Here is a 24,809-nt window from a genome sequence, read left to right as displayed (position 1 = left end):
TCCCGGGTCGAGGAGCCCCCCGGCCCAGTTGCCCGGCCCGGGCGAGCTTGCCCGGGCGGAGCTTGCCCGGGCGGAGCTTGCCCAGGTCGCGTGCCCGGCGCACGCTGGTCGTATGGCTGCGCACGAAGGCCCCGGCCCCACCCTCATCACCTCCGTGCAGCGGGCCTTCCGCCTGCTGGAGGCGGTGAGCGCCCACGAGAACGGCGCGCCCGCGAAACAGCTGGCACGGGAGACCGGGCTGCCCCTGGCCACCGCATACCACCTGCTGCGGACCCTGGTCCACGACGGCTATCTGCGGAAACTGGCCGACGGCGGTTTCGTCCTGGGCGACAAGGTGACGGCCCTGCACAGCACCGGCCGGGGGCAGGCCCTGCTCAGCCGGGTCCGGCCGACGCTCGCCGCGCTGCGGGACGAGCTCACCACCGCCGCGTACCTCACCTTCTACGAGGACGGTGAGATCAGGGTCGCCGAGATCGTCGACAGCGCCCGGGCGCCCCGGGTGGACCTCTGGGTGGGGTTCGAGGACGCCGGGCACGCCACCGCGCTGGGCAAGTCGGTACTGCGTGAGCTGGACGAGGAGTCCCGCCGGGACTATCTCTCCCGGCACCACCTGGCGGACCTCACCCCGCGGACCATCACCGACGCCCCGGAACTGCTCCGCCGACTGGACTCCTCCCCCATCGCACCAGCCGTCACGGATCTGGAGGAGTACTCCCTCGGCACGGTCTGTGTCGCGGTGCCCGTGTACAGCGGGGACACGCTCGGTTCGCTCGGGGTCTCGCTGCGGGCGGACCGGCTCTCCCGGCTCGACGAGGTCCGGGCCAGGCTGCTCCCGACCGCGAGCCGGGTCACCAGGGGCCTGTCGCTCACTATCTGAAAATCGGCTCCTTGTGGCGCCCGCGCCCATCCTTTTTCCTGGATCAAACGGACAATTCTGGAGCGCATGCTCCACGCACAGGTGAGGACTGCGGGCGAAACATGAGTCACACCCGAGAGCTCGGCGGCAACCAGGAGCCCATCCGGCCGCCCCGGGGACGAGCGGCCGCCCCGGGGGCGGCGGCCCGGAACCGGGTCGCCGCGCAGCTCGCCTCCGGTACGCCCGTCCTGCCCGTCGTGCTCGTGCTGATCGTGTCCGTCATCGTGGTCGTCGGTCTGTTCGGCGGGGCCGGGCACACCTGGCTGCCGCTGCTTGCGGCCGGGCCGGCGCTGGCCGCCACTACCAGCGGGCCGGGCGGCGTCCTCTGTGTCGGGCTGCTCGCCGGAGTGCTGGGCACGATGCTCGGCGTCCGGGACGGCGCGCGGGGACACGAGCTGGCCGCGGTGCTGTCCGCGCTGGCGGCCGTCACCGTGGCGAGCGGACTGGCCGGTGCGCTGCGCGGGCACCGCGAGCGGGTCCTGGCGGCCGTCCGCTCGGTCGCCGAGGCCGCCCAGCACGCGCTGCTGCAGCCGGTGCCGGCGGTCGTCGGCCCGTTCCAGGTGGCCGTCCGGTACAGCGCGGCCGCCGCCGAGGCCCGTATCGGCGGGGACCTGTACGCGCTCGTGCCCACCCCCTACGGGGTGCGGCTGATCGTGGGCGACGTGCGCGGCAAGGGGCTGCCCGCGGTGGGGGTCGCCGCCCTGGTGGTCGGGGTGTTCCGGGAGGCGGCGTACGAGGAGCCCGACCTGCTCGCCGTGGTCGACCGGATCGAGCGGAGCCTGGCCCGCAATCTGCGCAGCGACGACTTCGTCACCGCCGTGGTCGCCGGGCACCCCGAGCCGGATCGGCTGGAGCTGGTCAACTGCGGACACGCGCCGCCGCTGCTGGTGCGCGGCGCCGACGTGGTCCCCGTGGAGCCGGCCCTGCCGGCGCCGCCCCTCGGGCTGCGCGCTCTCACCGGCGAGACCCCCGCGCTGCAGACGCTGCCCTTCGCCGACGGTGATCAGCTGCTGCTCTACACCGACGGCGTCACGGAGGCCCGGGACCGCGACCGCGAGTTCTACCCGCTCCCGGAGCGACTGGCGCACCATCTCTCCGAGGAGCCGGCCCACACCCTCACGGCCCTGCACGACGAACTGCTGAAACACGTGGGAGGCCGCCTGCACGACGACGCGGCCCTCCTGCTGCTCCGCAAACCGACGGCGGCTGCCCCGGGGCCGGGCCAACGCCTCCCGGGGGTTCCTGGTCACAGCGGTTCCGGCGAGAAGTCGTACCCGGCGAAGTCGCCGACCGGGACATGACCGAGCCGCAGGTGGAGCGCGTTGCTCGTGGCGTTGTCGAGGTTGGTGAACAGCAGGACCTGCCGGGCGCAGCCGGTCGCGATCATCACCGGCCCGGGCTCGCCCAGCAGTTCGCGCAACGCCTCGCGCGACTCCAGTTCGCCCCTCCCTCCCCGCGCGTGCTGGTCTCGATCGTGCGCGGCAAGGCCGACCCCAGGGTGTACGCCAGAAGACAGGTGCACCCCACGCGACGCCCGCGAGGCGTACGACGGAGGGCGCCCGGCGCCCCCTTCAGAACCGCACCGGCAGTTCGAGCAGACCGCGGGCCCGCATGGACGGCCGCCAACGCACCTCGTCCGGCGCGATGTCGAGGGCCAGACCGGGGAACCGGTCGAGGAGCGCGGCGAGGGCGATCTCGGTCTCCATCCGGGCCAGCGGCGCGCCGAGGCAGTAGTGGATGCCGTGGCCGAGGGCGAGATGCCCGGTGGCGTCGCGGCCGATGTCCAGCCGGTCGGGGTCGGTGAAGCGGTGCGGGTCCCGGTGCGCGGCGGCCAGGGACAGCAGGACGGTCTCACCGGCCGGGACGACCACTCCGCCGATGGTGAGGTCCTCGACGGGGAAGCGCCGGATGGCCAGGGGCACGGGACCGTCGTAGCGGGCCAACTCCTCGATCGCGCCGCTCAGTCGGCCGGGGTCGGCACGCACGGCGCGCAGTTGCCCGGGGTGGCGGAGCAGGGCCAGGGCGGAGTTGCCGATGAGGTGGACCGTGTTCTCGTATCCCGCGAACAGGATCAGGAAGGCGAGGGACATGAGTTCGTCCTCGCTGAGCCGGTCCTCGTCGTCGCGTACGGCGATCAGCGCGGAGAGCAGGTCGTCGGACGGCTCGGCGCGCTTGCCCGCGATGAGCAGGGTGAAGAAGCCCAGCATGTCGCGGACGGCCTCCTTCGCACGTTCCGGTCGTGTCGGGTCCGGGGCGATCAGGACGTCGGTCCAGGACCGGAAGTCGTGCCGGTCGTGCGGGGCCACGCCGAGCAGGTCGCAGATCACGCTGATCGGCAGGGGTGCGGCGTACGAGGCGATGAGGTCGGCCCGGCCGTGCGGTTCGACGGCGTCGAGCAGCGCGTCGGCGGTCCGCCTGATGGGGTCGCGCAGGCCGGCGACACGGCGCGGGGTGAACGCCTGGGACACCAGGCGCCGGATGCGGGTGTGGTCCGGCGGGTCCATGTTCAGCAGGTTCGCGTCCAGCGCCGGCGGAAGCGCGAGCCCGTGGTAGCCGCCGGGGGTCGCGTTGCGCTTGTCGAGGGAGAGCCGGGGGTCGGCGAGGGCCTGGCGCACGTCGTCGTACCGCGTGACAAGCCAGGCGGGAAGCCCGTCCGTCCCGGCGATCCGGTGCACCGGCCCGGCCTCCCGCAGCCGCGTGTACACCGCGTAGGGGTCCGCGACGAGTTCGGCGGGATCGACGAGGGGCGGCTGCTCGGGCGTTGTGGTCGGCATGGGGCTCCACCCTAGTCAAGATCGCCTCCCTGGACGGCGCTCCGACGGCAGAACGCGACGGCGGACAAGTCTGACGGATTGCTCGAAACCCGCCGAGCGCGGCCGTCCCGGCGAGCCCGGCCGCATGGAGTCCCGCACCCCAAACGAGCGACGCCACCACGGCGCCTCCCAGCCCAGCCCACAGCCATGCCTTGCCCTGGGACGTGCCAGGCACAGGCACAGGCCCCGACGGGACTTCGTCGCCTGCGGCGTCGGGAACCTCCGACTCGACGAAACCCGCGATGATCTCGGGCTCGCCGATGGCGTCCCGCTGGGAGCTCTGCATGGCTGTGAACCTATGCTGACCAGTGCATGCCCGCCGCCCCCTCCGGAGAGTTTCGACGGCGCGTCCCAGGCCGACCGAGAGTGCGGGTGGGGTCTTGCCGGCCGGCGGGACGACCCGTGATGCCGCCCGGGGAAGCCGGCACGACCGACCGTTCCGATCCGCTTTCAGTCAGAGAAACGTCGCCCTGCCGGGGCCCTCTTCGACGAAGCTGCGCATCCCCCGCTCGCGGTCCTCCGTCGCGAACAGGCCCGCGAACCAGTTGCGCTCGATGGTGAGACCGGTGTCGAGGTCGGTCTCCAGGCCCCGGTCGATCGACTCCTTGGCGGCCCGCAGCGCGAGTGCGGGGCCCTTCGCCAGCCGGGCGGCCCAGTCCCGCGCGTGCGCGTACACCTCGGCGGCCGGAACCACGAGGTCCACCAGGCCGATCCGAACGGCCTCGTCAGCCTTGATCGTCCGGCCGGTGAGGATGAGGTCCTTGGCCTTGGAGGGGCCCACGAGCCGGGACAGGCGCTGGGTACCGCCCGCGCCGGGGATCAGTCCGAGCAGGATCTCGGGCTGGCCGAGCTTGGCGTTGTCGGCAGCGATCCGATAGTCGGCGCAGAGGGCCAGCTCGCAGCCACCTCCGAGTGCGTAACCGGTGACCGCGGCGACGACCGGCTTGGGTATGCGAGCGACAGCGGTGAAGGCATCCTGGAGCGGCCGCGAGCGCCTGACCATTCCCGCGTGGTCGAGGAGCTTCATCTCCTTGATGTCCGCGCCGGCCGCGAACACTTTCTCGCCGCCGTAAAGGATCACCGCCCTGACGTCGTCTCGCTCGGTCACCTCCGCGGCGAGCTCGCCGAGCCGGTCCTGGGTGGCGATGTCGAGGGCGTTCATCGGTGGGCGGTCGAGGCGGATCGTGCCGACACCTTCGGCGACTTCCAGGTGGACGGACATGGGCTTCCTCAGCTGTCGAAGTCGACGGTCAGCGTCTCGGAGACGGGGAAGGTCTGGCAGGTCAGCACATAGCCGGCCTCGACCTCTGCGGCTTCGAGGGCGAAGTTGCGGCGCATGTCGCCCTCCCCTTCGGTGACCAGGGCGCGGCAGGTGCCGCACACGCCGCCCTTGCAGGCGAAGGGCAGGTCGGGGCGCGTCTTCTGGGCACCGTCCAGCACCGTCGCCGCGCGGGGCAGCGCGGCGGTGGTGGACCGGCCGTCGAGCGTGACGGTGACCAGGCTGACGGGGCCCTCGGCGACGGCTTCCTCGTGCCGTGTCTGCCGTACCGGTGCGTCGTCCGCGTGGAACAGCTCCTGGTGGATACGGGTGTCGGGCACCCCCAGGTCGGCCAGGACCCGTTGCGCGTCGCGGACCATGCCGTGGGGTCCGCACAGCCACCAGTGGTCCGCCGCGATGACGTCGACGAGGCCGCCGATGAGGGCGGAGAGGCGATCGGCGTCCAGGCGGCCGGAGAGCACCTCGGCCTCGCGCGGCTCGCGGGAGAGGACGTGGGCGAGCTGGAAGCGGGCCGGGTGGAGGTCCTTCAGGTCGGCGAGTTCGTCGGCGAACATGACCGATCCGGTGCGGCGGTTGCCGTAGAACAGCGTGACCCGCGAGCGGTCGTCGGCGGCGAGAACCGACTCGGCGATGGAGAGCATGGGTGTGATGCCGGACCCCGCCGCGACGAGGACGTGGTGGCCGGGCGCGGTGAGTTCGGGGGTGAAGGCACCGGTCGGGGCCATCACCTCCAGGGTGTCGCCGGGCCGTACGTCGTGGACCAGCCAGGAGGAGAACAGCCCGCCGGGCACTTCGCGCACCCCGATGCGCGGCCGTGCGCCCACCGGCGAACAGATCGAGTAGGAGCGACGCTCGTCCCGCCCGTCGACCTCGCGGCGCAGGGTGAGCGACTGGCCCGGGGCGAAGGCGAACTCCTCCGCCAGGTCGTCCGGGATGTCGAAGCCGACCGCGACGGCGTCCTCGCACAGCCGCTGCACGGCGGCCACGCGTAGGGGATGGAAGGCCGGGCGGCGTCGCCGCACGGGCGCGGGGGCGGAGGTGCCGGGTGGCAGTAGGTCCTCCATCAGATCTCCTTGACGTACTCGAAGGGTTCGCGGCAGGCGCGGCAGCGCCACAGTGCCTTGCAGGAAGTGGCGCCGAAGCGCGAGGCCTCCTGCGTGTCGGCCGAGCCGCACAAGGGGCACCGCACTGCCGGGCGGATGGGTGACAGCGTCAGCGGCACCGGGCCGGAGGAGGATCGCGGCGCCGGTCCGGGGGGCGCGATGCCGTGCTCGGCGAGGGTGCGGCGGCCGCTCGGCGTGATCCAGTCCGTGGTCCAGGGCGGATCGAGCACCGTGCGCACCTGGACGTGCGCGTATCCGGCGGCTGTGAGGCGCGCGGCCACGTCGGCGCGCATCTCGGCCATGGCCGGGCAGCCGGAGTAGGTCGGGGTGAGGCTGACGACGACCGTCCCGTCCTCACCGGCCTCGACGCCCCGCAGCACGCCGAGGTCGGCCAGGGTCAGCATCGGCAGCTCGGGGTCCGGCACGGACGCGGCGATGTGCCGGGCACGGCGCACATCCGTCAGTACGGTCACCATGTCGCGTCCGGGTGGGCGCGGGCCACGCTCTGCAACTCGGCCAGCAGCGGGGCGAGGTGCGCGCCGTGCTTGCCGTCGCGGCCGGCGCCGGACAGCGGCCGGTAGACCGGCATCGACAGTCCGGCCGCCTCCGTGACCTGCTTCAGCACCGCTCCGACTTCGTCCCGGACGTCATACGCGGTGAACAGCTCTTCCATGTACGGCGCGACCTGCTCCAGCGCGTCCCGCATCCGGTGACGCGACTCGGCGGTGCCGTCGCCGAGCCGTACGGCCCATTCGGCGGCGTACTGCCGGTGGTAGCTCAGCTCCTTGACACCCTTGGCGGCGATCGCGGCGAGCACCGGATCGTCGGAGGCGGTGAGCCGCTCGAAGTGCGCGAGGCGCCAGGCGGAGAGCACCAGCAGCCGGGCGATCGAGAACGCGAAGTCTCCGCAGGGGAGTTCGGCGAGGCGCACGTTGCGGAAGTCGTCGGGGCCGCGGAAGTAGGCGTAGGCGTCCTCCCCGCGTCCGGTGCCGTCGACCTGCCCGGCACGGGAGTACAGCAGACGGGCCTGGCCGAGCAGGTCGAGCCCGATGTTCGCCAGGGCCACCTCCTCCTCCAGCTCGGGCGCGCGCGTGGTCCATTCGGCGAGCCGCTGAGCACTGACGAGGGCGTCGTCGGCCAACGCGACACAGACAGCGGCCAGTTCGCCGCTGTCGACGCCGTCGGGCACCGTGGTGTCCACACCGTGCAGGGGGTCCTCGAAGCCGGTGCCGTACGCCCAGCGGGTGTCGTCCTCGTGTCCCTCGGCCAGGGTCAGGTAGACGTGGTCGTCACTCATACCCTGCTCCTCAGATGTGCGGGACGTCGTCGGGGATGTCGTAGAACGTGGGATGGCGGTACACCTTGTCGGCGCTCGGCTCGAAGAAGGGGTCCTTCTCGTCACGGGTGGAAGCGGCGATGTGCTCGGAGCGCACGACCCAGACCGACACGCCCTCGTTACGGCGGGTGTACAGGTCACGGGCGTGCGTGAGCGCCATCTGGTCGTCGGCGGCGTGCAACGAGCCCACGTGGACGTGGTTCAGACCGCGCTTGCCGCGCACGAACACCTCGTACAGCGGCCAGTCGTTCTTCTCGGTGATCATGCCACCGCTCCCTTCTGCGTACGGGCCGCCTGCTTGGCGGCGTGGGCGGTGGCCGCCTCCCTGACCCAGGCGCCCTCCTCATGGGCAGCCCGGCGCCGGGCGACGCGCTCGGCGTTGCAGGGCCCGTCGCCGGAGATCACCCTGGCCAACTCGGCCCAGTCGGGGGTGCCGAAGTCGTGGTGGCCGCGCTCGGCGTTCCAGCGCAACTCGGCGTCGGGCAGGGCGACGCCGAGCTTCTCCGCCTGCGGGACCGTCATGTCGACGAACCGCTGCCGCAACTCGTCGTTGGAGTGCCGCTTGATCTTCCACGCCATCGACTGCGCCGAGTTCGGCGAGGCGTCATCGGGTGGACCGAACATCATCAGCGACGGCCACCACCAGCGGTCCACCGCGTCCTGCACCATCGCCCGCTGCTCGCCGGTACCGCGCATCATCGTCAGCAACAGCTCATAGCCCTGCCGCTGGTGGAACGACTCCTCCTTGCAGATCCGCACCATGGCGCGCGCGTACGGCCCGTAGGAACTGCGGCACAGCGGCACCTGGTTGCAGATCGCGGCCCCGTCCACGAACCAGCCGATCACCCCCACGTCGGCGAAGCTCAGGGTCGGGTAGTTGAAGATCGACGAGTACTTCTGGCGGCCCTCGATGAGCCGGTTCGTCAGGTCGGCGCGATCGGCACCCAGCGTCTCCGCCGCCGAGTACAGATACAACCCGTGCCCCGCCTCGTCCTGCACCTTGGCGAAGAGGATCGCCTTGCGGCGCAGCGACGGCGCACGCGTGATCCACTCCCCCTCCGGCTGCATGCCGATGATCTCCGAATGCGCATGCTGCGCGATCTGCCGCACCAACGTCTTCCGATAACCGTCGGGCATCCAGTCACGCGGCTCGATCCGCTGGTCCCGCGCGATCGTCGCCTCGAAGTGCTGCTGGAGCTCCGGCTCTGCGCGGCCCGCCGACGCGTCGGCGTATGTCGCGGACATCTCCCCTACCTCCCCTACCGAACATTCATTCGGCCTGTGTCATGGTTGAGTTCTCCGTGCTACGGCAGGTGCCGCAGTCGGGTCAGCGTCCGGCGAAGGACGGCTGCCGGCCTTCGAGGAAGGCCCGTACGGCAGCCCGGTGGTCCTCGGTGGAACCCAGTCGCTCCTGGGCCGCCGCTTCGCGTTCCAGGACGACGGGCAAGGGCGCTCCGTCGGCCCGGAGGAGCGCCTTGACCTCGGCGTACGCGGCGGTGGGACCGGCGGCGAGGCGCTTGGCCAGAGCCAGGCCCTCCGCAGCGGCGCCGCCGTCCGGCACGACGCTGTGGATCAGGCCCCACCGCTGCGCCGCTTCCGCGTCGAAGCGGTCGCCGAGCAGCATCAGTGCGGCGGCCCGCGACGGACCGACCGTCTGCGCCAGGGCCCCGCTCAGACCGCTGTCGGCGGCCAGGCCGATCCCGGTGAATGCGGTCGCGAAGCGGGCGCCGGCTCCGGCGACCCGTAGGTCGGCACAGAGCGCGAGCCCCAGTCCCGCTCCGACGCAGGCACCCTCGACGGCCGCGACCACGGGCTGCGGCAGCGTGCGCAGTTCCTCGACGAGCGGGTTGTACTCGTCCCGGACGATGGCGAAGGCGGAGGCGGGTGCGCTTTCCAGCGCCCGTGCGTGCTCCTTGAGGTCCTGTCCGACGCAGAAGTGCCGGCCCTCGGCGGTGAGCAGCACCGCCCGGACGAGGTCGCCGTCCTGGCGCACCCGGCGTACCGCGGCGATCAGTCCGGCGCGCAACGACACGTCCAGGGCGTTTCCCGCGGAGGGCCTTCGGAGTTCGATGACGGCGACGCCGCCGTCCAGGGTGTAGCCGATGCCGTGCCCGGTCTCGTCGGCCGAAGGCCGGTTCGTGGCGCTCATTGCCATGTGTAGAACCCCTTTCCGGTCTTGCGGCCGAGCTCGCCAAGGGCGACCTTCTCCCGCAGCAGCCGGGGCGGGGCGAAGCGTTCGCCGAGCGTGGCGTGCAGGTGCTCGGCGATGGCGAGGCGTACGTCGAGTCCGACCAGGTCGGTCAGGCGCAGCGGCCCCATGGGGTGCTTGTAGCCGAGCCGCATGGCGTCGTCGATGGCGTCCGGTTCCGCGACGCCCTCTTCGACCATGCGGATCGCCTCCAGACCCAGGGCCAGGCCGAGGCGGCTGCTGGCGAAGCCGGGCGAGTCCCGGACGACGACGTCCTTCTTGCCGAGGCAGCGCGTCCAACCCAGGGCCGCCTCCACGGTGTCGGTCCCGGTGTCGGGCGTGACGACGATCTCGACCAGTTCCGAGGCGGGCACCGGATTGAAGAAGTGCATGCCCAGGAAGCGGTCGGGCCGGGTGAGGGCGGCGGCGAGATCGGTGACCGAGAGGGAACTGGTGTTGCTGGCCAGTACGGTGCCGGGGCTCACCGCCCGCTCGGCGGCGGCCAGGAGCCGGGCCTTGAGCGCTGCGTCCTCGGGGACGGCCTCGACGACCAGATCGGCGTGCGAGGGCAGGGCGTCGACGGACGGCACCGTCGTCACCCGGGCCAGCACCTCCTCCGCAGGCTCGTCCAGTGCGCCGCGTTCGGCTGCTCTCCTCAGTCCGGCGGCGACACGGTCCAGTGCCGCGGCCGCGGCCTGTTCGCCACTCTCCACGACGGTCACGGCCGAACCGGCCGTCGCGAAGGACTGTGCGATACCGGCGCCCATACGGCCGCCGCCGATGGCCCCGACGACTGCGGGTACTGAGATCATGCCCGGCTCCTCTTCTCCAGGAAGCGTGTCATGCGGTCCTTCTTGTCCTCTCCCTCGAACAGCACGGCCTGCGCCAGGTCGTCGACGACCGGATGGGCGCCGGGTGCGTCGACGACGAGCTTCGTCAGCCGCAGCGCGGTGGCGGAGGAGCAGGCCATCCGGTCGAGCAGGGCGTGCGCCCCGTCCAGCAGCTTCTCCGCCGGTACGACGTCGATGACCAGCCCCGCCGCCAGTGCCGCGGCCGCGTCGAGGTTCCGCCCCGCCAGCAGCATCTGTTTGGCGACGGACTCGCCGACCAGCTCGGGCAGCCACCGGCAGGCCCCGGCCGCGGCGAGGATGCCGAGCCCCGGCTCGGGATTGCCGAAGACGGCGTCCGGACCCGCGATGCGCAGGTCGCAGGCGTACGCCAGTTCGGCGCCGCCGCCCAGGGCCCAGCCGTCGACGGCCGCGAGCGTGGGCATGGGGAGTCGGCGCACGCGCTCGAACAGGCGGCTGTTGATGCCCTGGAGGGCTTCGTCGCGGCCGCGTCGCAGCAGTTCGGCGATGTCGGCGCCGCCCGCGAAGACACCGCCGTGCCCGGTGAGCAGCAGCAGCTTCGGATCGGCTTCCAGCAGAGCGCACACCTCGTGCAGTTCGGCGATCATGCGGCCGCTGATGGCGTTGCGGGCCTCGGGCCGGTGCAGGGTGACGACGACCCGGTCTTCTCGCTCCTTGACGAGCAGCGTCTCGTAGGCGGTGCTCACACCCGCTCCACGAGCATGGCGACGCCCTGGCCGACTCCCACGCACAGGGTCGCCAGGCCCCGGCGGGCGTCCTCGCGCTCCAGTCGGCCGAGCAGGGTCAGCATGATGCGGGCGCCGGAGCAGCCGAGGGGATGGCCGAGCGCGATGGCGCCGCCGTCGGCGTTGACCCTCTCCTCGTCGAGCCCGAGACGGCGCACGACGACCAGCGCCTGGGCGGCGAAGGCCTCGTTCAGCTCGACCGCGTCCACGTCGCCGGCCTGCCATCCGGCGCGGGCCAGTGCCTTCTGCGTGGCGGGCACCGGGCCGAGGCCCATGAGGTGGGGCTGGACGCCCGCCGACGCGGACGTGACGATCCGCGCCCGCGGGGTGAGCCCGTACCGCCGTACGGCTTCGGCGCTCGCGACCACCAGCGCGGCGGCGCCGTCCGACAGCGGCGAGGAGGAGCCGGCGGTGACGACGCCGTCCTCGCGGAAGACGGTCCGCAGCGCGCCGAGCTTCGCCAGCGTCGTGCCGGGGCGCGGCCCCTCGTCACGGGTGACCTCGCCGTCCTTCGTCGGGACCGGCACGATCTCACGGTCGAAGCGCCCCGCCTCCCGCGCCGCCACGGCCCGCTGGTGACTGCGCAGCGCGAACGCGTCGGACTCGGCTCGGGTGATGCCGTCGAGAGCCGCGACCTCCTCGGCGGTCTCCCCCATCGTGAGGGTCACCCTGACCGTGTCGGGACCTGCCCCCGCGGGCACGGCCCGGTCGGCGGCGGCGAAGCGCGGGTTGGTGAAGCGCCAGCCCAGTGAGGTGTCGTGCACCTCCCCCGGCTTGGCCCAGGGGGTGCCGGGTTTGGCCATCACCCAGGGGGCGCGGGTCATGGACTCCACCCCGCCCGCGACCACCAGGTCCGCTTCCCCGGAGCGGATCGCCTGGGCGGCGCTCGCGAGAGCGGTCAGCCCGGAGGCGCAGAGCCGGTTGACCGTGTAGCCGGGGACTGTGTGCGGCAGCCCCGCCAGCAGTACGGCCATGCGCGCCACGTCCCGGTTGTCCTCGCCCGCCTGGTTGGCGGCCCCCAGGACCACCTCGTCCACGGCCTCGGACGGGATCCCCGCGCGGCGCACGGCCTCACCCACCACCAGGGCGGCCAGGTCGTCGGGACGTACGTTGGCCAGTGCGCCGCCGTAGCGGCCCTGGGGGGTGCGCGCGCCGTCGATCAGGAAGACGTCGTCAGACATGGGCGGGCTCCTCGGCGGGGGCGTGGCGGCGGGACTGGACCACCGAGAAGCGGCCGGTGACGAAGGCCGGGTCGGTGAGGGCGGCGTTGGCGGCGGGGTTGGCCGCGGTGCCGTGGAAGTCACTGAAGGCGGCGGACTGGTTGACGAAGACGGCGCCGGTCAGGTTCTCCGACAGGTGCACGCCCGCGTCCAGCGCGGCCTCGCGGGCCCCCTCCAGCACCTCGGTGTCGGTGGTGTACACCGAGGCGGTCAGCGCGCCGTGGCGCCGGACGGTGTCGCGCAGAAGCCGCAGGCCGTGCGCGGTGGAGTCGGTACCGATGACGAACGAGACCGGTCCGAACCACTCGCTGGTGTACGTCTTCTCGTCGGCCCCGGCCCCGGCGTCGAGCCGGGCCACCAGCGGGGTGCGGACGACGGCTTCGGGGTGCTCGGGGTACACCAGCGTCCGGGAGGGGTGCGCGATACGGCCGTCGAGGACCGTCGCCGCCTCCTCCAGGCCGTTCAGGACGCCCTCGTTCACGATCGCGCCCAGGGTGCCCGCGGCGCGCGCGGGGTCGCCGAGCAGGTTGTCCAGCGCCGTGCCCAGGTCGCCGGCGAACTCGTCGGCCGTGCGCGGCCCCTGGTCGGTGGTGAAGCCCTCGCGCGGGACCAGGATGTTCTGCGGGGTGGTGCACATCTGACCGCTGTAGAGGGCGAGCGAGAAGGCCAGGTTGCGCAGCAGTCCGGCGTAGTCGTCGGTGGAGTCGACGAGGACGGTGTTCAGTCCGGCCTTCTCGGTGTGCACGGCGGCCTGGCGGGCGTTGGTCTCCAGCCAGTCGCCGAACTCGCTGGACCCGGTGAAGTCCACGATGCGCACGTCGGGGTGCGTGGCCAGGGCGGGGGCGGTGCGTTCGCCGGGGCGCTGGGCGGCGAGCAGCACCACGTCGGGGTCGAATCCGGCCTCCGCCAGGACCTCGCGGGCGATGCGCACCGTGATGGCCAGCGGCAGTACGGCCCGCCGGTGCGGCTTGACGATGACCGGGTTGCCGGTGACCAGGCTCGCGAACAGGCCCGGGTAGCCGTTCCAGGTGGGGAAGGTGTTGCAGGCGATCAGCACGGCGACGCCGCGTCCGACCGGGGTGTAGGTCTTGTCCATGGCGAGCGGGCCGCCCCGGCGCTGCGGCTTGCTCCAGCGGGTGGTGGCCGGGTGACGCTTCTGCTCGTACCAGGCGTACGCCACCGCTTCGAGCCCGCGGTCCTGGGCGTGCGGGCCGCCTGCCTGGAAGGCCATCACGAACGGCTGGCCGGTGGTGTGCTGGACGGCGTGCGCGATCTCGAAGCTCGCCGCGTTCAGCCGGGCAAGGATCTCGGCCGCGACCCCGGCCCGGGTGTCGGGGCTCGCGGCGCGCCATGCCGTGGCGGCGGCCTTGGCCGTGGTGACGGCCGTGTCGGGTGCGAGGTAGGGGTAGCTGACGCCGAGCGGGAAGCCGTAGGGCGAGAACTCGGTGGCGGGGACGGTGCCCGCGCCGGGGTGTCCTTCGAGGGGGAAGGGGTTGCCGAGGAGGGCGCGGAAGGCGGCCTCGCCCTGGTGGGGCGCCTCGGTTCCGTAGGCGGAGGTGCTGGGTGTCTCCGGGTACGGCGTCCAGTAGCCGCGGGCGGCGGCGTGCTCCGCGGCCTGCTGGAGCAGGTCCGCGTGGCGGGCGTGGAAATCGGTGGGCATCGAGTACTCCTGGCCGAACGTTCGGTAGGTCGGTGGGTGCGGTCCGCCAGGGGGCGGAGGCAGGGCGGGGCTGGGAGGAAGGGGCTGCGAGGCGACGGGCCCGGAGCCGGCGACGGACCGGGGTGGGCACCTACGGGTGAGGCCGGCGGATCAGACGTCCGCGAGCAGGATCGCCGGTCGCTCGACGCAGTCGGCCACGAAGCGCAGGAAGCCACCGGCCACGCCGCCGTCACAGACCCTGTGGTCGAAGCTGAAGGAGAGCTGTGTGACCCTGCGGACCGTCAACCGGCCGTCCACGACCCATGGTTTGTCGACGAGGCGGCCGACGCCGAGCAGGGCGGCCTCCGGGTGGTTGATGATCGGTGTGGATCCGTCGACGCCGAACACCCCGTAGTTGTTGAGGGTGAAGGTGCCTCCGGTCAGCGCGTACGGCGGCAGGTTCCCGCCGCGGGCGAGCTCGGTCAACCGGGCGAGTTCGGCGGCCAGTTGGACGGTCGTCATGAGGTGGGCGTCGCGGACGACCGGGACGACCAGCCCGCGTTCGGTCTGGGCGGCGAAACCCAGGTGCACCTGGTCGTGGCGGAGGATCTCCCGGCGCTCGGTGTCGACCGTGGAATTCAGCTCGGGAAAGCGGCGCAGCCCCGCGACACAGATGCGGGCGAACAGCGCCAGCAGCCCGATGCGCGTGCCGGAACCGGCGGATTCCAGCGCCTTCTTGGCCTCCAACAGCCCGGTCGCGTCCACGTCGACCCAGGTGGTGGCGTCGGGGATCTCGGTCCGGCTGCGGGAGAGCTTGTCGGCGACGGCGCGGCGGACTCCGCGCAGGGGGATGCGCTCGGGACCGGCCGCCGTGGTCGGCTCCTGCGGTGCGGGGACGGGGGCCGCGGCCTCGTGGGCCGGGCTCGGGCTCGTGGCCTGCCCGGCAGCCCGGGCGACGGCCTGCTCGACGTCCCTTCTGAGGACGACTCCCGCCGGCCCGGACGGTGACAAGCCGCCGAGGTCGACGCCGTGGTCCCGGGCCATCCTCCGCACGAGGGGCGAGATCACCCGGGGGGCATGCGCTGGGGCGGCGGTGGGGGTGGCTGTGGCTGTGGCTGTGGCCGAGGTGTCCGGTGCGACACTGTCGACCGCTCCGGATCGCTGCGCGGCACCGGCAGCACTCCCGGCGGCTCCGGCAGGCGCGGCGCCCACGGACGGGCCCGCCGCCGCGGCGGCGCGGCGACGGCGGCGCGAGGTCGTCGGGCCGTGGCCGGTGCCGTAGCCGATCAGCACATTGCCGGATCCGGCCTGTTCCTCCTCCCGGTAACGCTCGGCCGCCGCGTCGGCCGCCCTCAACGGCTCCGGTGCGCCACCCGCCTCCTCGGGCCGGGGCCCGCCCGCGGACCCGTCGGCCACGGCGGGGACTCCCTCCCCCACGGTGATCAGCGGCTCCCCCACCGGCAGCGCCGTACCCGCCTCCGCGTGCAGCCGGAGCACCGTGCCCGCGTACGGGACCGGCACCTCGACCGCGGCCTTGGCGGTCTCGACCTCGACCACGACCTGGTCGACGGTCACGGTGTCGCCGACGGCGACCTTCCACTCGACGATCTCCGCCTCGGTCAGCCCTTCGCCGAGGTCGGGCAGCCGGAACAGCTGCTCCGGACGCGTTGCGGTGGTCATGCGACCGCTCCCTTCACAAGATGCCGGGTGTCCGGTTCGTCGCCGAATTGAAGGCGGTCGACGGCGTCGAGGATCCGGTCGACGCCGGGCAGATGTGCGTGCTCCAGCTTCGGCGGCGGATAGGGGATGTCGAAGCCGGCCACGCGCAGGACGGGTGCGGCGAGCGAGTGGAAGCAGCGTTCCTGGACGCGCGCGGCGATCTCCGCCCCGACCCCGGCGAAACCCTGGGCCTCCTGCACGACCAGACAGCGCCCGGTCCGCCGTACGGAGGCCGTCACCGTCTCGTCGTCGAAGGGGACGATCGTGCGCAGGTCGACCACCTCCAGCTCGATGCCCTCGGCCGCCGCGGCCTCGGCCGCGGCCAGGGCCACCGGAACCGACGGCCCGTACGCGACGACCGTGGCGTCACGGCCCTCCCGTCGTACGGCCGCCCGCCCGAACGGCAGCGCGCCGCGCCGGGCCAGGTCGGTGTCCTCGCGCGACCAGTAGAGCTTCTTCGGCTCCAGGAAGACCACCGGGTCGGGGTCGGCGATGGCGTCCCTCAGCAGCCAGTACGCGTCCTCGGCCGTCGCCGGGGTGACGACCTTCAGGCCGGGGGTGTGGGCGTAGTACGCCTCGCTGGAGTCGCAGTGGTGCTCGACCCCGCCGATGCCGCCCGCGTACGGGATGCGGATCACCAGCGGCAGCGAGAGCCGTCCCCGGGTTCGGTTGCGCAGCTTGGCGACGTGGGAGGCTATCTGCTCGAACGCCGGGTAGGCGAAGGCGTCGAACTGCATCTCCACCACGGGCCGGAAGCCGCCCATCGCCATGCCGACGGCGAGCCCCACGATGCCGGCCTCGGCGAGCGGGGTGTCGAAACACCTCTCCTCGCCGAAGTCGCGGGTCAGTCCGTCGGTGATGCGGAAGACGCCGCCCAGCGGGCCGACGTCCTCGCCGAAGACGAGCACACGGTCGTCCTCGCGCAGGGCGTCGCGCAGGGCGGTGTTGAGCGCCTGCGCCATGGTGACCTTGGTGGGCTCGGTGGTGGCGGTGAGCCCGGTGGCCTCGGTGGTCTCGGTGGTCTCGGTGGTCTCGGCCATGGGTCAGTCCTCCTGGGTCAGGGCGGTCTCGGCGAGCTCGGCCGCCAACTGGGCGCGCTGCTCGCGCAGTTGCGGGGTGGGCTCGGCGTAGACGTGGTCGAACAGCTCCAGCGGGTCGGCGGTGGTGTCCGTGTTCATGCGGGTACGCAGGTCCGCGGCCAGGGCTTCCGCCTCCTCCCGTGCGGCCGTCGTGTCGGCGTCGGTGAGGGCGCCACGGGCCCGCAGGTGCGCCTCCAGTCGGCTGAGGGGGTCCGCGGCGCCCCAGCGCTCGACCTCCTCGGCGTCGCGGTAGCGGGTCGCGTCGTCGGCGTTGGTGTGCGCGTCCATGCGGTAGGTGTGCGCCTCGACCAGGACGGGGCCGTGCCCGGCGCGGGCGTGCGCGACGGCGTCGGTGAGCACCGCGAGCACGGCGACCAGGTCGTTGCCGTCGACCTGCTCGGAGCGCACCCCGTAGCCGATGCCCTTGTAGGCGAGGGCGGGTGCCGCGGTCTGCCGGGCCAGGGGGACGGAGATCGCGTACTTGTTGTTCTGGACGAAGAAGACGACCGGCGCGCGGAGGACGGCCGCGAAGTTCAGTGCCTCGTGGAAGTCGCCCTCGCTGGTGGCGCCGTCACCGATCAGGGCCATCGCCACGCCGTCCTCGCCCTTGCGGCGCTGCGCCTCGGCCATGCCGGTGGCGTGCAGCACCTGGGTGGCCAGCGGGGTGCACTGGGGGGCGACGCGGGTGGCGGCCGGGTCGTAGCCGCAGTGCCAGTCGCCGCGCAGCAGGGTGAGCACCTCGACCGGGTCGATGCCACGGGTGACCAGGGCGACGGAGTCCCGGTAGGTCGGGAACACCCAGTCGTCCGGGCGCAGCGCGAGCACGGCACCGACCTGGCAGGCCTCCTGGCCCCGGCTGGAGGGGTAGACGGCGAGGCGCCCCTGCTTGGTGAGCGCGGTGGCCTGGGTGTCGAAGCGGCGCCCCAGGACCATCCGCCGGTAGGCCTCGCGCAGGACCTCCACCGAGGGCTCGCTGTAGCCGGCCGGGGGCTTGGACACGGCGGTGCCGTCCTCGGCCACGAACCGCACCGGCGTGAGGGACGGCAGGAGACCCTGGACCGTCTGTCGGAGGCTCTTCACGGACATGGAGGGCACTCGCTTTCTCTGGACACTTGACAGGAGAATGGTGACGACGAGGGAATATGTGTTCAAGGTTTCGCGTGAACCGCAGATGAAGTGTCGAATCCTCAGGTCCTGGAGAGCAATGTGTCTGAGATGGACTCGCCGGCGGGGCCCGTGCCCGGACGAACTGCCGTCCCGCTCGACGACACCGACCGCCAGATCCTGGCCCGGCTGCTGAAGGACGCCCGCCAGTCGGTCCGCGCGCTGGCCGAACAGGTGCACATCTCGCGTGCCAACGCCTACACACGCATCGGCAGGCTGCTGTCCGAGGGGGTGATCACCGGCTTCACCGCGCAGCTGAACCCCAAGCGGGCCGGCCTCGGCACGAGCGCCTATGTCACCCTGAGCACCGAGCAGGCCGCCTGGCGGGACATCTCGCGTGAGCTGCGCGACATCCCGTACGTGGAGCATGTCTCCCTGGTCACGGGCGACTTCGACGTCCTGGTACTGGTGCGCGCACCGGACAACGAGGCGCTGCGCTCGGTCGTGCTGGAGAGGATCCAGGGGGTTCCCGGGGTGCGTTCGACGCGGACCTGGCTGGTGTTCGACGAAGTGCGGGGGCGCGGGGCGGACTGGACGGGCTGACCGGGGTACCGGCCGGCCCCGACCACACCGACCGGTACCCGGGCCGCCCCGACCGTGCCCCCAGGTGTCCCGACCGGGCCGACGGAGTGCGGTCGGCCCGTCAGGCGCCGACGAGTTGCCCGGGGTCGCGCCCGGGCGGGCCCACGGCGGCGGCGCTGCGGCCGCGCGAGCGCACCACCCGGAAGCGCCCGGTGACAAAGTGCGCCCCGCCGCCCGGCGGCTCGGGCGCGGCCGAGGAGGGATCGGCGGGCAGGTCGTCGGCGAGGTTCTCCACCAGGTGGACGCCGACGTCGAGCGCCGCCGCCTCGGCGGCCGCCAGGACCAGCGGATCGGTCGAGTGCACCACGGCGAACTACGCACCGTGGCGGCCGACCGTGCGGCGGAAGATCTCCAGGCTGTGCGAGGTCGAATCGGTGCCCACGAGGAAGGCAACCGGCCCGGGCCACTCCCGGGCGTAGACCCGCTCGTCCCGCGCCCCCAGCCGCACCACGAGCGGGCTGCGCAGGTCGGCGCCGGGATGGTCCGGGTGGTGCAGCGCCCCGGAGGCGTGCACCACCGCGCCGTACCGCGCGGCCTGTGCCAGTCCCGTGCGCACCTCATTGTCGACGATCGCGCCCAGCAGCCTGGCCACGCGGACCGGGTGCCCGAGCAGCCGGTCGACGGCGTCGCCGAGGTCGGCGCCGAGGTCGCGGAGGGTCTTGTGGCCCTCGTCGGTCGCGATACCCGCCGTCGGCACCAGGATGTTCTGCGGTGTCGTACGGACCGTTCCGCCGCACAGGCACAGGGAGAGCGCGAGGCCGCGCACCAGGCCGCGGTAGTCCTCGGTGGAGTCGACGACCACGGTGTTCAGTCCGGTCCGGTGGGCGAACACGGCGGCCTGTCGGGCGTGTTGCTCCAGCCAGTCGGCGAACCGGGCAGGACCGGTGAAGTCGACGATGCGCACCGCCGGGTCCGTGGCCAGCCGCTGCCACAGGGGTTCCCCGGGTGCCGCGACGGCCAGGGCGACGAGGTCGGGGTCGTGCCCGGCCTCCGCCAGCACCTGCCGCGCGACGCGCACGGTGATCGCCAGCGGCAGTACGGATCGGGGATGCGGGGCCACGATCACCGGGTTGCCGGTCACCAGGCTGGCGAACAGGGCCGGCCAGCCGTTCCAGGTGGGATGCTCGGGGCAGCCGACGAGGAGGGACACACCGCGCGGCGCCAGGGCGCAGGTGCCCGCCATCGCCAGCGGTTCCTTCCGGCCGCGCGGACTCTCCCAGCGCAGGTCCGCGGGAACGCGCTCCGACTCGGCGAACGCGCGGGCCACCACCTCCAGTGCGCGGTCCTGGGCGGGCGGCCCGGCGGCCCGGAACGCGGCCGAGAGGGACCGGCCCGTGGTGTGGTGCACCGCGAGCGCCAGCTCGTGGCTGCGGGTGTTCAGCCGGCGCAGTATCTCCACCGCCACCCCGGCCCGCTGGTACGGCCCGGCGGCCCGCCAGCCGGCCATCGCCCGGCCGGCCGCCGCCACCAGCGCCGCGGGGTCGCACCGCGGATAGCCGATGTCCATGACGACCCCGTACGGCGAGGACTCGCTGCACACCCGGCCGAGTTCACCGGGCTGGCCGAGTTCGAAGGCGCGGCCCGCCAGCGAGCCGAACACCTTCTCCGCGGTCCGTGCCGACCTCATGCCCGCGTCGGCGCCGCCCCGCCCCGCGCGCGTGAACGGTGCGCAGCACTCACCGGCCGCCACGGCCCGTACAGCCTGCTGCAGCAGCTCGCGATGCCGCTCGTAGGGCCCCACACGCACGGCCGTCAGCCTCTCCAGCTCGCGGCGAGCGCGAGCAGGGCGTCGTTCTCCGCCCGCAGCCCGATCGTGGCCCGGACGCCCTCGCCGACGAACGGGCGCACGACGACATCGCCGCCGAGGCAGTGCAGGGCGAAGTCCGCGCTGTCACCGGCGAGCGGCAGCCAGACGAAGTTGGACTGGGAGTCGGGGACTTCGAAGCCGAGGTCGCGCAACCGCAGTGTCACCCGCTGTCGTTCGGCGGTCGTGAGGGCGGCCCTCCGGACGACCTCGGCATGCTCGCCGAGGGCGACCACCGCCGCCTCCTGGGCGAGCGCGCTGACGCTGAACGGGATCTGGGTCTTGCGGACGTGCTCCGCGATGCCGGACGGGCCGACGCAGTAGCCGACCCGCAGCCCGGCCAGGCCGTACGCCTTGGAGAAGGTCCGCAGCACCACCACGTTCGGCCGGTCGCCGAGCAGCGCGAGCGCGTCGGGGACCAGCTCCGGGTCGGCGTACTCCCGGTACGCCTCGTCGACGACGATCAGTACGTCCTGCGGCACCCTGTCCGCGAAGTCGCGCAGCGCCTGCTCGCCGACCGCGGTGGAGGTGGGGTTGTTGGGGTTGCAGACGAACACCAGCCGGGTCCGGTCGCCGACCGCCTCGGCCATGGCGTCGAGGTCCAGCCCGTGCGCACGCAGGGGGACCCGCACCGCCGTGCCGCCCGCCACCGCCGTGAGGATCGGGTACGCCTCGAAGGACCGCCAGCCGAAGACGACCTCGTCGCCGGGCCCGACGACCGAGTGCAGCAGCTGTGCGCAGACCTCCGAGGAACCGGCGCCCACCGCGATCCGCTCGGGGTCGACGTCGTGGTGCTCGGCGAGGGCACGGACGAGCGCGGCGGCGCTCATGTCGGGATACCGCGACACCCCCCCGGCCAGTTCCGCGAGCCGCGCCGCGACACCGGGCAGCAGCCCGTACGGGGACTCGTTGCTCGCCAGCGCGACCGCGCCGGGCAATTTGCGGCCGGGGACGTAGGCGGGCAGTTGGGCCAGGGACGAACGGACGCGCACCATGCTCGACTCGCTTCTGCAGCGACGGGGCCGGAAGTCGTGCCTCCGGGCACTGGACAGGAGAATCGTGGACAGCGATCGACAACTGTTCAACCAAATGGGAAATCAGGCGACAAACTGCCGATCGGCCGCACCTGTACCAGCAAGTAGTCCCGCCGGACCCCCGCCAGAACCGCTCCCGCGAGACGGACGGCCCGGTCCCGCGAGAACCTGTTGATCACAAGTCGGCCACATGCCCCTTTCCGGCCCCCCGGCCCTCACCGCGCTCCGCGAAGACTGCCTCCACCGAGCGAGGCCGCCGGCGCCTCGCCCCCGCCGATCGAGGGAGACCATGTCCAGGCCCCAGCTCGCCCACGGGTCGTTGGCGTCACTGATGGCGGTTCTTACGCTGCTGACCACCGGCTGCGCAGAGAAGGCCGAAAAGGCCGACGGAGTACAGGCGGGCGCCGGCGCCTGCCGGGCGGCCGGCGGCTGGTCGGCCGAGAAGCGGGCGGAGTGGCTGCGGGTGTCGTTCCCCGACGAGGCGGCGGCCGAGGATGCGGCGGTGGTGATCGGTCCGCACGCCGGCGCGCCCCTGTGCGAACCGATCACGGTGCAGGTCCAGTTCTGGGAGGCCACCGCCACGACGGCGGGGACGAACCTGAGGTCCGTCCTGCGCTTCCGCCTGACCACCGACGGGAGCAGCCCCCGGACCATCGGCTTCCCCGCGGGCCTCGCACCGAGGGAACGCGACGACTGCACCGGCCTCCTCATGGCGGCGTACCCGGGGAGACCACTGACGCGGACCGAACTCCCGTCCACCACAAGTCGCTTGACGCCCGCCTCCACAACGGGGGACACGGCGTTCCGCACCACCCGAATCGCCGCCCAGCGCCTCCTCCCACCGAAGACCGCGTGCGGCACACCCGGGGACCCCACCCCGAACCCATGGGGCATCGACCATCCGTGACCGCCAGCACGGGCGATCACGCCGACGGCAGATTGCCGATCCGATGCGCAGACGCTCCGCGCTCATCGACGCATGGACGTGCGCACCCACCTACGCCGGTTCGGTGAACTGGTCGAACACCACCACCGCGGCCCGGGTCGCGAGGGACCAGCGGTCCCGTCCTTCCGGGTCCTCCAGATTGGGATGTCCGGCGATCCAGCGCATGTGGAAGCCGTCGAGCAGTGCGGCGATGGTGGTGGCGAGGTGTTCGATCTTGTAGGGCGCGCGCATGCGCAGCCCGTAGGCGTCCAGCAGCGCCTGGTACGCCTCGCAGGCGACCTCGGTGAACGACTCGCCGTAGTGCCCCAGGGCATCGCGGACGCGTGGGTTCGCGGCACTGGCGTAGAAGCCGAGCAGCACACGGTAGACCGGGTCCACGCGGTGGTTCTCGTGGTTGTCCGTCAGGACGTCGTTGAGAGCCTCCTGCCAGGTCGTACCGCTGTCGACCGCCTCCTTGAAACGCCGGATGCTCTCCGGCAGCCCCGGGACCAGTTCGGCCTGCCGACTGGTGAGGTGGAAGAGGAGATCCGCCTGGAAGTCGGCCTGGGCGGGCCAGATCTGGTAGATGGAGCCGGTCGTGATCGCCGGTGCCGTGTCGTCGCCCAGCCTCTCCCGCATGATGCGGGTGGCTTCCTCGGTGACCCGCTTGACGCGGATGTGCGCAAGGGCTGCGGAGACAGCCTCCTCGCTCGTGTCGGAGGCACCGGCGCAGACGAGCTTGGTGGCCGCTTCCAGCATGAGGGCCCGGGTCTCCTCGGGTGAGCGCCGAGGGAGCCTGCGTCTCACGGCGTGCTCCGTCATGTCCTTCCCCTCCCATTGCATGATCGTTAATTCGGTGTGAACCGGGGCGTTGACAGGGCGCCAGCGTACACCTAGATTCCCGATCCGTAAGAAAGTTACGGAACTCGAAAGCGCCGATCACCTGGCCTTTCGAAGTTCCTCGGGCTGGTCCGAGGCACTGGTCATCCCGGTGCACCCGCCTGCCTTCCTCTGCCTTCCTCTGCTTTCCCGCATGCCGTGCCGGGCAACGCCGCCCCGCCGTTTTCCGATCCAGGAGGATCCCGCATGCCCTCACTCTCACGCCCCCTGAGACTCGGCCTCGTCTCCGCCGCCATGGCGCCCCTGCTGGGCGTCGCCGCATGCAGCGGATCGGGCACCGACGCATCCTCGTCGTCCGGCGCCTCCGGAGGTGGCTCCTCCGCGACTTCGGACTCCCGCTCGGCAAGTGACGTCGTGACGGACTACCTCGACTACGTCGGCGGAAAGGCGGGCAAGGCCGACGCCGGCCTCGACCCGGTCACCCTGGGCTGGGTGAACGTCGAAGGCGGCCCCGGCGGCAACCCCGAAGCCACCCTGGGTGCCCGTACCGCCGTGAAGTACGTCAACGACGAGCTGGGCGGCATCGGCGGGCACCCGCTGAAGCTGAACGTCTGCACGGTGGTGTCCGCCGAGGAGGAGGGACAGAAGTGCGGCCAGCAACTGCTGGGCGACAAGGAGGTCTCCGCCATCGGCGTCGGCAATCTCTACCTCGGTGACGCGTCCTTCAACTCCGTGATCGCGGGGAAGAAGCCCGTGCTGGTCGGAGTGGCGACGGGCCCGACCATGCCCACCGCGAAGAACACCTTCAGCACGTTCGGCGACCTGCCGCACATCTTCGGCACCTGGGGCACGTACGCCCGTGACGTGCTGAAGGCGAAGACCGCGGCGGTGATCCACACGAGCACCCCCGGCGACAAGATCGCCTCCGGGGCGGCGGTGAAGGGCCTGAAGGCCGCTGGTCTGAAGGTGAAGTCCGTCGGATTCGACGCGCAGTCCACCGACCTGATCGGCCCGGTCACCGCGGCCGGGGCGAACACCGCGGATGTCGTGGTCCCCATCTCCATCGGTGGCGGATGCGTCGGAATCGCCAAGGCACTGAAGCAGCTCAATGTCACCAAGCCGGTGGTCTCCACGCCGCTGTGCATGTCCCCCGATGTCGCCCAAGGGCTCGGAGGGGACCTGCCCACCTGGACGTACGGCGTCGCCCAGACACTGCCGATGGACTCTTCGGCCGCCGACTCCAAGGCGTACCTGAAGGCCTCGGCGCAGGCCGGGCTGAGCAAGGACGACCAGTCCAAGGTCTTCGCGCCGCTGGGCTGGAGCACGATCCTGACGTACGCGAAGGTGCTCAACGCCATCGGCCCGGACAAGATCACCCCCGCGTCGGTGACCGAGCAGCTCAAGAAGTTCCCCGGGCCGGTCGTCATGGGCGCCGCAGAGGTCGAGTGCGGCAAGTACCCGGACGCCCTCGCCGTCTGCAACGACCAGGCGAGGTTCTACCAGTACGAGGGCAAGGGCCAGTTCAAGCCCCTGACCGACTGGATCCGCCCGCCCCAGTGAGACCCGCCCTCCCC

At 72.5% G+C, this 24,809-nt stretch carries 25 protein-coding genes; 5 read left to right on the top strand and 20 right to left on the bottom strand.

Annotated elements, in window-relative coordinates; translation table 11 throughout:
• Positions 1–112: 112 nt before the first annotated feature.
• Both P8T65_RS42620 and P8T65_RS42615 read left to right on the top strand, forming a co-directional pair.
• Positions 113–877, top strand: coding sequence for an IclR family transcriptional regulator (locus tag P8T65_RS42620; RefSeq protein ID WP_184897535.1), 765 nt, complete (start codon positions 113–115; stop codon positions 875–877).
• A 101-nt stretch (positions 878–978) separates the two neighbouring features.
• On the top strand, positions 979–2,217 hold the full coding sequence (locus P8T65_RS42615) for a PP2C family protein-serine/threonine phosphatase (protein WP_316730810.1): 1,239 nt from the start codon (positions 979–981) through the stop codon (positions 2,215–2,217).
• On the opposite strand, the gene P8T65_RS42610 is transcribed toward P8T65_RS42615, so the two are convergent.
• The 16 genes from P8T65_RS42610 to pdhA form a co-directional block, all read right to left on the bottom strand.
• Positions 2,163–2,336 (bottom strand): hypothetical protein, encoded by a 174-nt coding sequence (locus P8T65_RS42610; RefSeq protein ID WP_316730809.1) that lies wholly within the window; start codon positions 2,334–2,336, stop codon positions 2,163–2,165. The two genes, P8T65_RS42615 and P8T65_RS42610, sit on opposite strands and share 55 nt — an antisense overlap.
• Before the next feature lie 151 nt (positions 2,337–2,487).
• Positions 2,488–3,690, bottom strand: coding sequence for a cytochrome P450 (locus P8T65_RS42605; RefSeq protein ID WP_316730808.1), 1,203 nt, complete (start codon positions 3,688–3,690; stop codon positions 2,488–2,490).
• A gap of 493 nt (positions 3,691–4,183) precedes the next feature.
• Positions 4,184–4,951, bottom strand: coding sequence for an enoyl-CoA hydratase/isomerase family protein (locus P8T65_RS42600; protein WP_230216465.1), 768 nt, complete (start codon positions 4,949–4,951; stop codon positions 4,184–4,186).
• 8 nt (positions 4,952–4,959) lie between these two features.
• Positions 4,960–6,072, bottom strand: a complete 1,113-nt coding sequence (gene paaE, locus P8T65_RS42595; RefSeq protein WP_230216463.1) for a 1,2-phenylacetyl-CoA epoxidase subunit PaaE — start codon at positions 6,070–6,072, stop codon at positions 4,960–4,962.
• A complete protein-coding gene (gene paaD, locus P8T65_RS42590) occupies positions 6,072–6,587 on the bottom strand; it encodes a 1,2-phenylacetyl-CoA epoxidase subunit PaaD (RefSeq protein ID WP_316730807.1) in 516 nt (171 codons plus the stop codon). Before paaD ends, paaE begins: the two co-directional genes overlap by 1 nt.
• Complete coding sequence (gene paaC / locus P8T65_RS42585; protein ID WP_316730806.1) at positions 6,581–7,408, bottom strand: 1,2-phenylacetyl-CoA epoxidase subunit PaaC; 828 nt, start codon at positions 7,406–7,408, stop codon at positions 6,581–6,583. Before paaC ends, paaD begins: the two co-directional genes overlap by 7 nt.
• Before the next feature lie 10 nt (positions 7,409–7,418).
• The gene (gene paaB, locus P8T65_RS42580) at positions 7,419–7,712 is read right to left on the bottom strand and encodes a 1,2-phenylacetyl-CoA epoxidase subunit PaaB (protein ID WP_316730805.1); all 294 of its coding nucleotides are present in this window, start codon (positions 7,710–7,712) and stop codon (positions 7,419–7,421) included.
• Positions 7,709–8,692, bottom strand: coding sequence for a 1,2-phenylacetyl-CoA epoxidase subunit PaaA (gene paaA / locus P8T65_RS42575; protein ID WP_316730804.1), 984 nt, complete (start codon positions 8,690–8,692; stop codon positions 7,709–7,711). The genes paaB and paaA overlap by 4 nt, the downstream gene beginning before the upstream one ends.
• An 82-nt stretch (positions 8,693–8,774) precedes the next feature.
• Positions 8,775–9,602, bottom strand: coding sequence for an enoyl-CoA hydratase-related protein (locus P8T65_RS42570; RefSeq protein WP_316730803.1), 828 nt, complete (start codon positions 9,600–9,602; stop codon positions 8,775–8,777).
• Positions 9,593–10,447, bottom strand: a complete 855-nt coding sequence (locus P8T65_RS42565; RefSeq protein ID WP_316730802.1) for a 3-hydroxyacyl-CoA dehydrogenase family protein — start codon at positions 10,445–10,447, stop codon at positions 9,593–9,595. The genes P8T65_RS42570 and P8T65_RS42565 overlap by 10 nt, the downstream gene beginning before the upstream one ends.
• Positions 10,444–11,190 (bottom strand): enoyl-CoA hydratase/isomerase family protein, encoded by a 747-nt coding sequence (locus P8T65_RS42560; protein ID WP_316730801.1) that lies wholly within the window; start codon positions 11,188–11,190, stop codon positions 10,444–10,446. Before P8T65_RS42560 ends, P8T65_RS42565 begins: the two co-directional genes overlap by 4 nt.
• Positions 11,187–12,410 carry a thiolase family protein gene (locus P8T65_RS42555; RefSeq protein WP_316730800.1) on the bottom strand — a complete coding sequence of 408 codons (1,224 nt, stop codon included), beginning with the start codon at positions 12,408–12,410 and terminating at the stop codon, positions 11,187–11,189. Before P8T65_RS42555 ends, P8T65_RS42560 begins: the two co-directional genes overlap by 4 nt.
• The gene (gene paaN, locus P8T65_RS42550) at positions 12,403–14,109 is read right to left on the bottom strand and encodes a phenylacetic acid degradation protein PaaN (protein WP_316730799.1); all 1,707 of its coding nucleotides are present in this window, start codon (positions 14,107–14,109) and stop codon (positions 12,403–12,405) included. The genes P8T65_RS42555 and paaN overlap by 8 nt, the downstream gene beginning before the upstream one ends.
• A 150-nt stretch (positions 14,110–14,259) precedes the next feature.
• Positions 14,260–15,768 carry a dihydrolipoamide acetyltransferase family protein gene (locus P8T65_RS42545; protein WP_316730798.1) on the bottom strand — a complete coding sequence of 503 codons (1,509 nt, stop codon included), beginning with the start codon at positions 15,766–15,768 and terminating at the stop codon, positions 14,260–14,262.
• Entirely contained in the window at positions 15,765–16,847 is a 1,083-nt protein-coding gene (locus P8T65_RS42540) for an alpha-ketoacid dehydrogenase subunit beta (RefSeq protein WP_399102470.1), read from the bottom strand. The genes P8T65_RS42545 and P8T65_RS42540 overlap by 4 nt, the downstream gene beginning before the upstream one ends.
• 3 nt (positions 16,848–16,850) lie before the next feature.
• Positions 16,851–17,972 (bottom strand): pyruvate dehydrogenase (acetyl-transferring) E1 component subunit alpha, encoded by a 1,122-nt coding sequence (gene pdhA, locus P8T65_RS42535; protein ID WP_316730797.1) that lies wholly within the window; start codon positions 17,970–17,972, stop codon positions 16,851–16,853.
• Between the two features lie 129 nt (positions 17,973–18,101).
• On the opposite strand from pdhA, the gene P8T65_RS42530 reads away from it, so the two are divergent.
• On the top strand, positions 18,102–18,593 hold the full coding sequence (locus tag P8T65_RS42530) for an Lrp/AsnC family transcriptional regulator (protein ID WP_399103386.1): 492 nt from the start codon (positions 18,102–18,104) through the stop codon (positions 18,591–18,593).
• A gap of 100 nt (positions 18,594–18,693) precedes the next feature.
• On the opposite strand, the gene P8T65_RS42525 is transcribed toward P8T65_RS42530, so the two are convergent.
• Genes P8T65_RS42525 through P8T65_RS42515 form a run of 3 tightly spaced genes read right to left on the bottom strand, consistent with a single transcriptional unit; the run spans position 18,694 to position 21,431 of the window.
• Positions 18,694–18,939 (bottom strand): hypothetical protein, encoded by a 246-nt coding sequence (locus P8T65_RS42525; RefSeq protein WP_316730795.1) that lies wholly within the window; start codon positions 18,937–18,939, stop codon positions 18,694–18,696.
• A gap of 6 nt (positions 18,940–18,945) precedes the next feature.
• Positions 18,946–20,379, bottom strand: a complete 1,434-nt coding sequence (locus P8T65_RS42520) for an aldehyde dehydrogenase family protein (protein WP_316730794.1) — start codon at positions 20,377–20,379, stop codon at positions 18,946–18,948.
• A gap of 5 nt (positions 20,380–20,384) precedes the next feature.
• Positions 20,385–21,431 carry a histidinol-phosphate transaminase gene (locus P8T65_RS42515; protein ID WP_316730793.1) on the bottom strand — a complete coding sequence of 349 codons (1,047 nt, stop codon included), beginning with the start codon at positions 21,429–21,431 and terminating at the stop codon, positions 20,385–20,387.
• 328 nt (positions 21,432–21,759) lie between these two features.
• On the opposite strand from P8T65_RS42515, the gene P8T65_RS42510 reads away from it, so the two are divergent.
• Positions 21,760–22,377 (top strand): hypothetical protein, encoded by a 618-nt coding sequence (locus P8T65_RS42510; protein ID WP_316730792.1) that lies wholly within the window; start codon positions 21,760–21,762, stop codon positions 22,375–22,377.
• A gap of 90 nt (positions 22,378–22,467) precedes the next feature.
• Here the strand turns inward: P8T65_RS42510 and P8T65_RS42505 are convergent, their stop codons facing one another.
• Positions 22,468–23,202 (bottom strand): hypothetical protein, encoded by a 735-nt coding sequence (locus tag P8T65_RS42505; RefSeq protein ID WP_316730791.1) that lies wholly within the window; start codon positions 23,200–23,202, stop codon positions 22,468–22,470.
• A gap of 279 nt (positions 23,203–23,481) precedes the next feature.
• On the opposite strand from P8T65_RS42505, the gene P8T65_RS42500 reads away from it, so the two are divergent.
• Positions 23,482–24,795: an ABC transporter substrate-binding protein gene (locus P8T65_RS42500; RefSeq protein WP_316730790.1), complete on the top strand. Its 1,314-nt coding sequence runs from the start codon at positions 23,482–23,484 to the stop codon at positions 24,793–24,795.
• Positions 24,796–24,809: the final 14 nt, after the last annotated feature.

Source organism: Streptomyces sp. 11x1 (genome assembly GCF_032598905.1).
GTDB lineage: Bacteria > Actinomycetota > Actinomycetes > Streptomycetales > Streptomycetaceae > Streptomyces.
Note: the sequence above shows the minus strand (reverse complement) of the source record. Positions and strands in the feature narration are given on the sequence as shown.

Bases quoted from the DNA above. Each gene is read 5' to 3' on its own strand.
- P8T65_RS42620 (WP_184897535.1), top strand. From the start codon at position 113: ATGGCTGCGCACGAAGGCCCCGGCCCCACCCTCATCACCTCCGTGCAG.
- P8T65_RS42615 (WP_316730810.1), top strand. From the start codon at position 979: ATGAGTCACACCCGAGAGCTCGGCGGCAACCAGGAGCCCATCCGGCCG.
- P8T65_RS42605 (WP_316730808.1), bottom strand. From the start codon at position 3,690: ATGCCGACCACAACGCCCGAGCAGCCGCCCCTCGTCGATCCCGCCGAA.
- P8T65_RS42600 (WP_230216465.1), bottom strand. From the start codon at position 4,951: ATGTCCGTCCACCTGGAAGTCGCCGAAGGTGTCGGCACGATCCGCCTC.
- paaE (WP_230216463.1), bottom strand. From the start codon at position 6,072: ATGGAGGACCTACTGCCACCCGGCACCTCCGCCCCCGCGCCCGTGCGG.
- paaD (WP_316730807.1), bottom strand. From the start codon at position 6,587: ATGGTGACCGTACTGACGGATGTGCGCCGTGCCCGGCACATCGCCGCG.
- paaC (WP_316730806.1), bottom strand. From the start codon at position 7,408: ATGAGTGACGACCACGTCTACCTGACCCTGGCCGAGGGACACGAGGAC.
- paaB (WP_316730805.1), bottom strand. From the start codon at position 7,712: ATGATCACCGAGAAGAACGACTGGCCGCTGTACGAGGTGTTCGTGCGC.
- paaA (WP_316730804.1), bottom strand. From the start codon at position 8,692: ATGTCCGCGACATACGCCGACGCGTCGGCGGGCCGCGCAGAGCCGGAG.
- P8T65_RS42570 (WP_316730803.1), bottom strand. From the start codon at position 9,602: ATGGCAATGAGCGCCACGAACCGGCCTTCGGCCGACGAGACCGGGCAC.
- P8T65_RS42565 (WP_316730802.1), bottom strand. From the start codon at position 10,447: ATGATCTCAGTACCCGCAGTCGTCGGGGCCATCGGCGGCGGCCGTATG.
- P8T65_RS42555 (WP_316730800.1), bottom strand. From the start codon at position 12,410: ATGTCTGACGACGTCTTCCTGATCGACGGCGCGCGCACCCCCCAGGGC.
- paaN (WP_316730799.1), bottom strand. From the start codon at position 14,109: ATGCCCACCGATTTCCACGCCCGCCACGCGGACCTGCTCCAGCAGGCC.
- P8T65_RS42545 (WP_316730798.1), bottom strand. From the start codon at position 15,768: ATGACCACCGCAACGCGTCCGGAGCAGCTGTTCCGGCTGCCCGACCTC.
- P8T65_RS42540 (WP_399102470.1), bottom strand. From the start codon at position 16,847: ATGGCCGAGACCACCGAGACCACCGAGACCACCGAGGCCACCGGGCTC.
- pdhA (WP_316730797.1), bottom strand. From the start codon at position 17,972: ATGTCCGTGAAGAGCCTCCGACAGACGGTCCAGGGTCTCCTGCCGTCC.
- P8T65_RS42530 (WP_399103386.1), top strand. From the start codon at position 18,102: ATGGACTCGCCGGCGGGGCCCGTGCCCGGACGAACTGCCGTCCCGCTC.
- P8T65_RS42515 (WP_316730793.1), bottom strand. From the start codon at position 21,431: ATGGTGCGCGTCCGTTCGTCCCTGGCCCAACTGCCCGCCTACGTCCCC.
- P8T65_RS42510 (WP_316730792.1), top strand. From the start codon at position 21,760: ATGTCCAGGCCCCAGCTCGCCCACGGGTCGTTGGCGTCACTGATGGCG.
- P8T65_RS42500 (WP_316730790.1), top strand. From the start codon at position 23,482: ATGCCCTCACTCTCACGCCCCCTGAGACTCGGCCTCGTCTCCGCCGCC.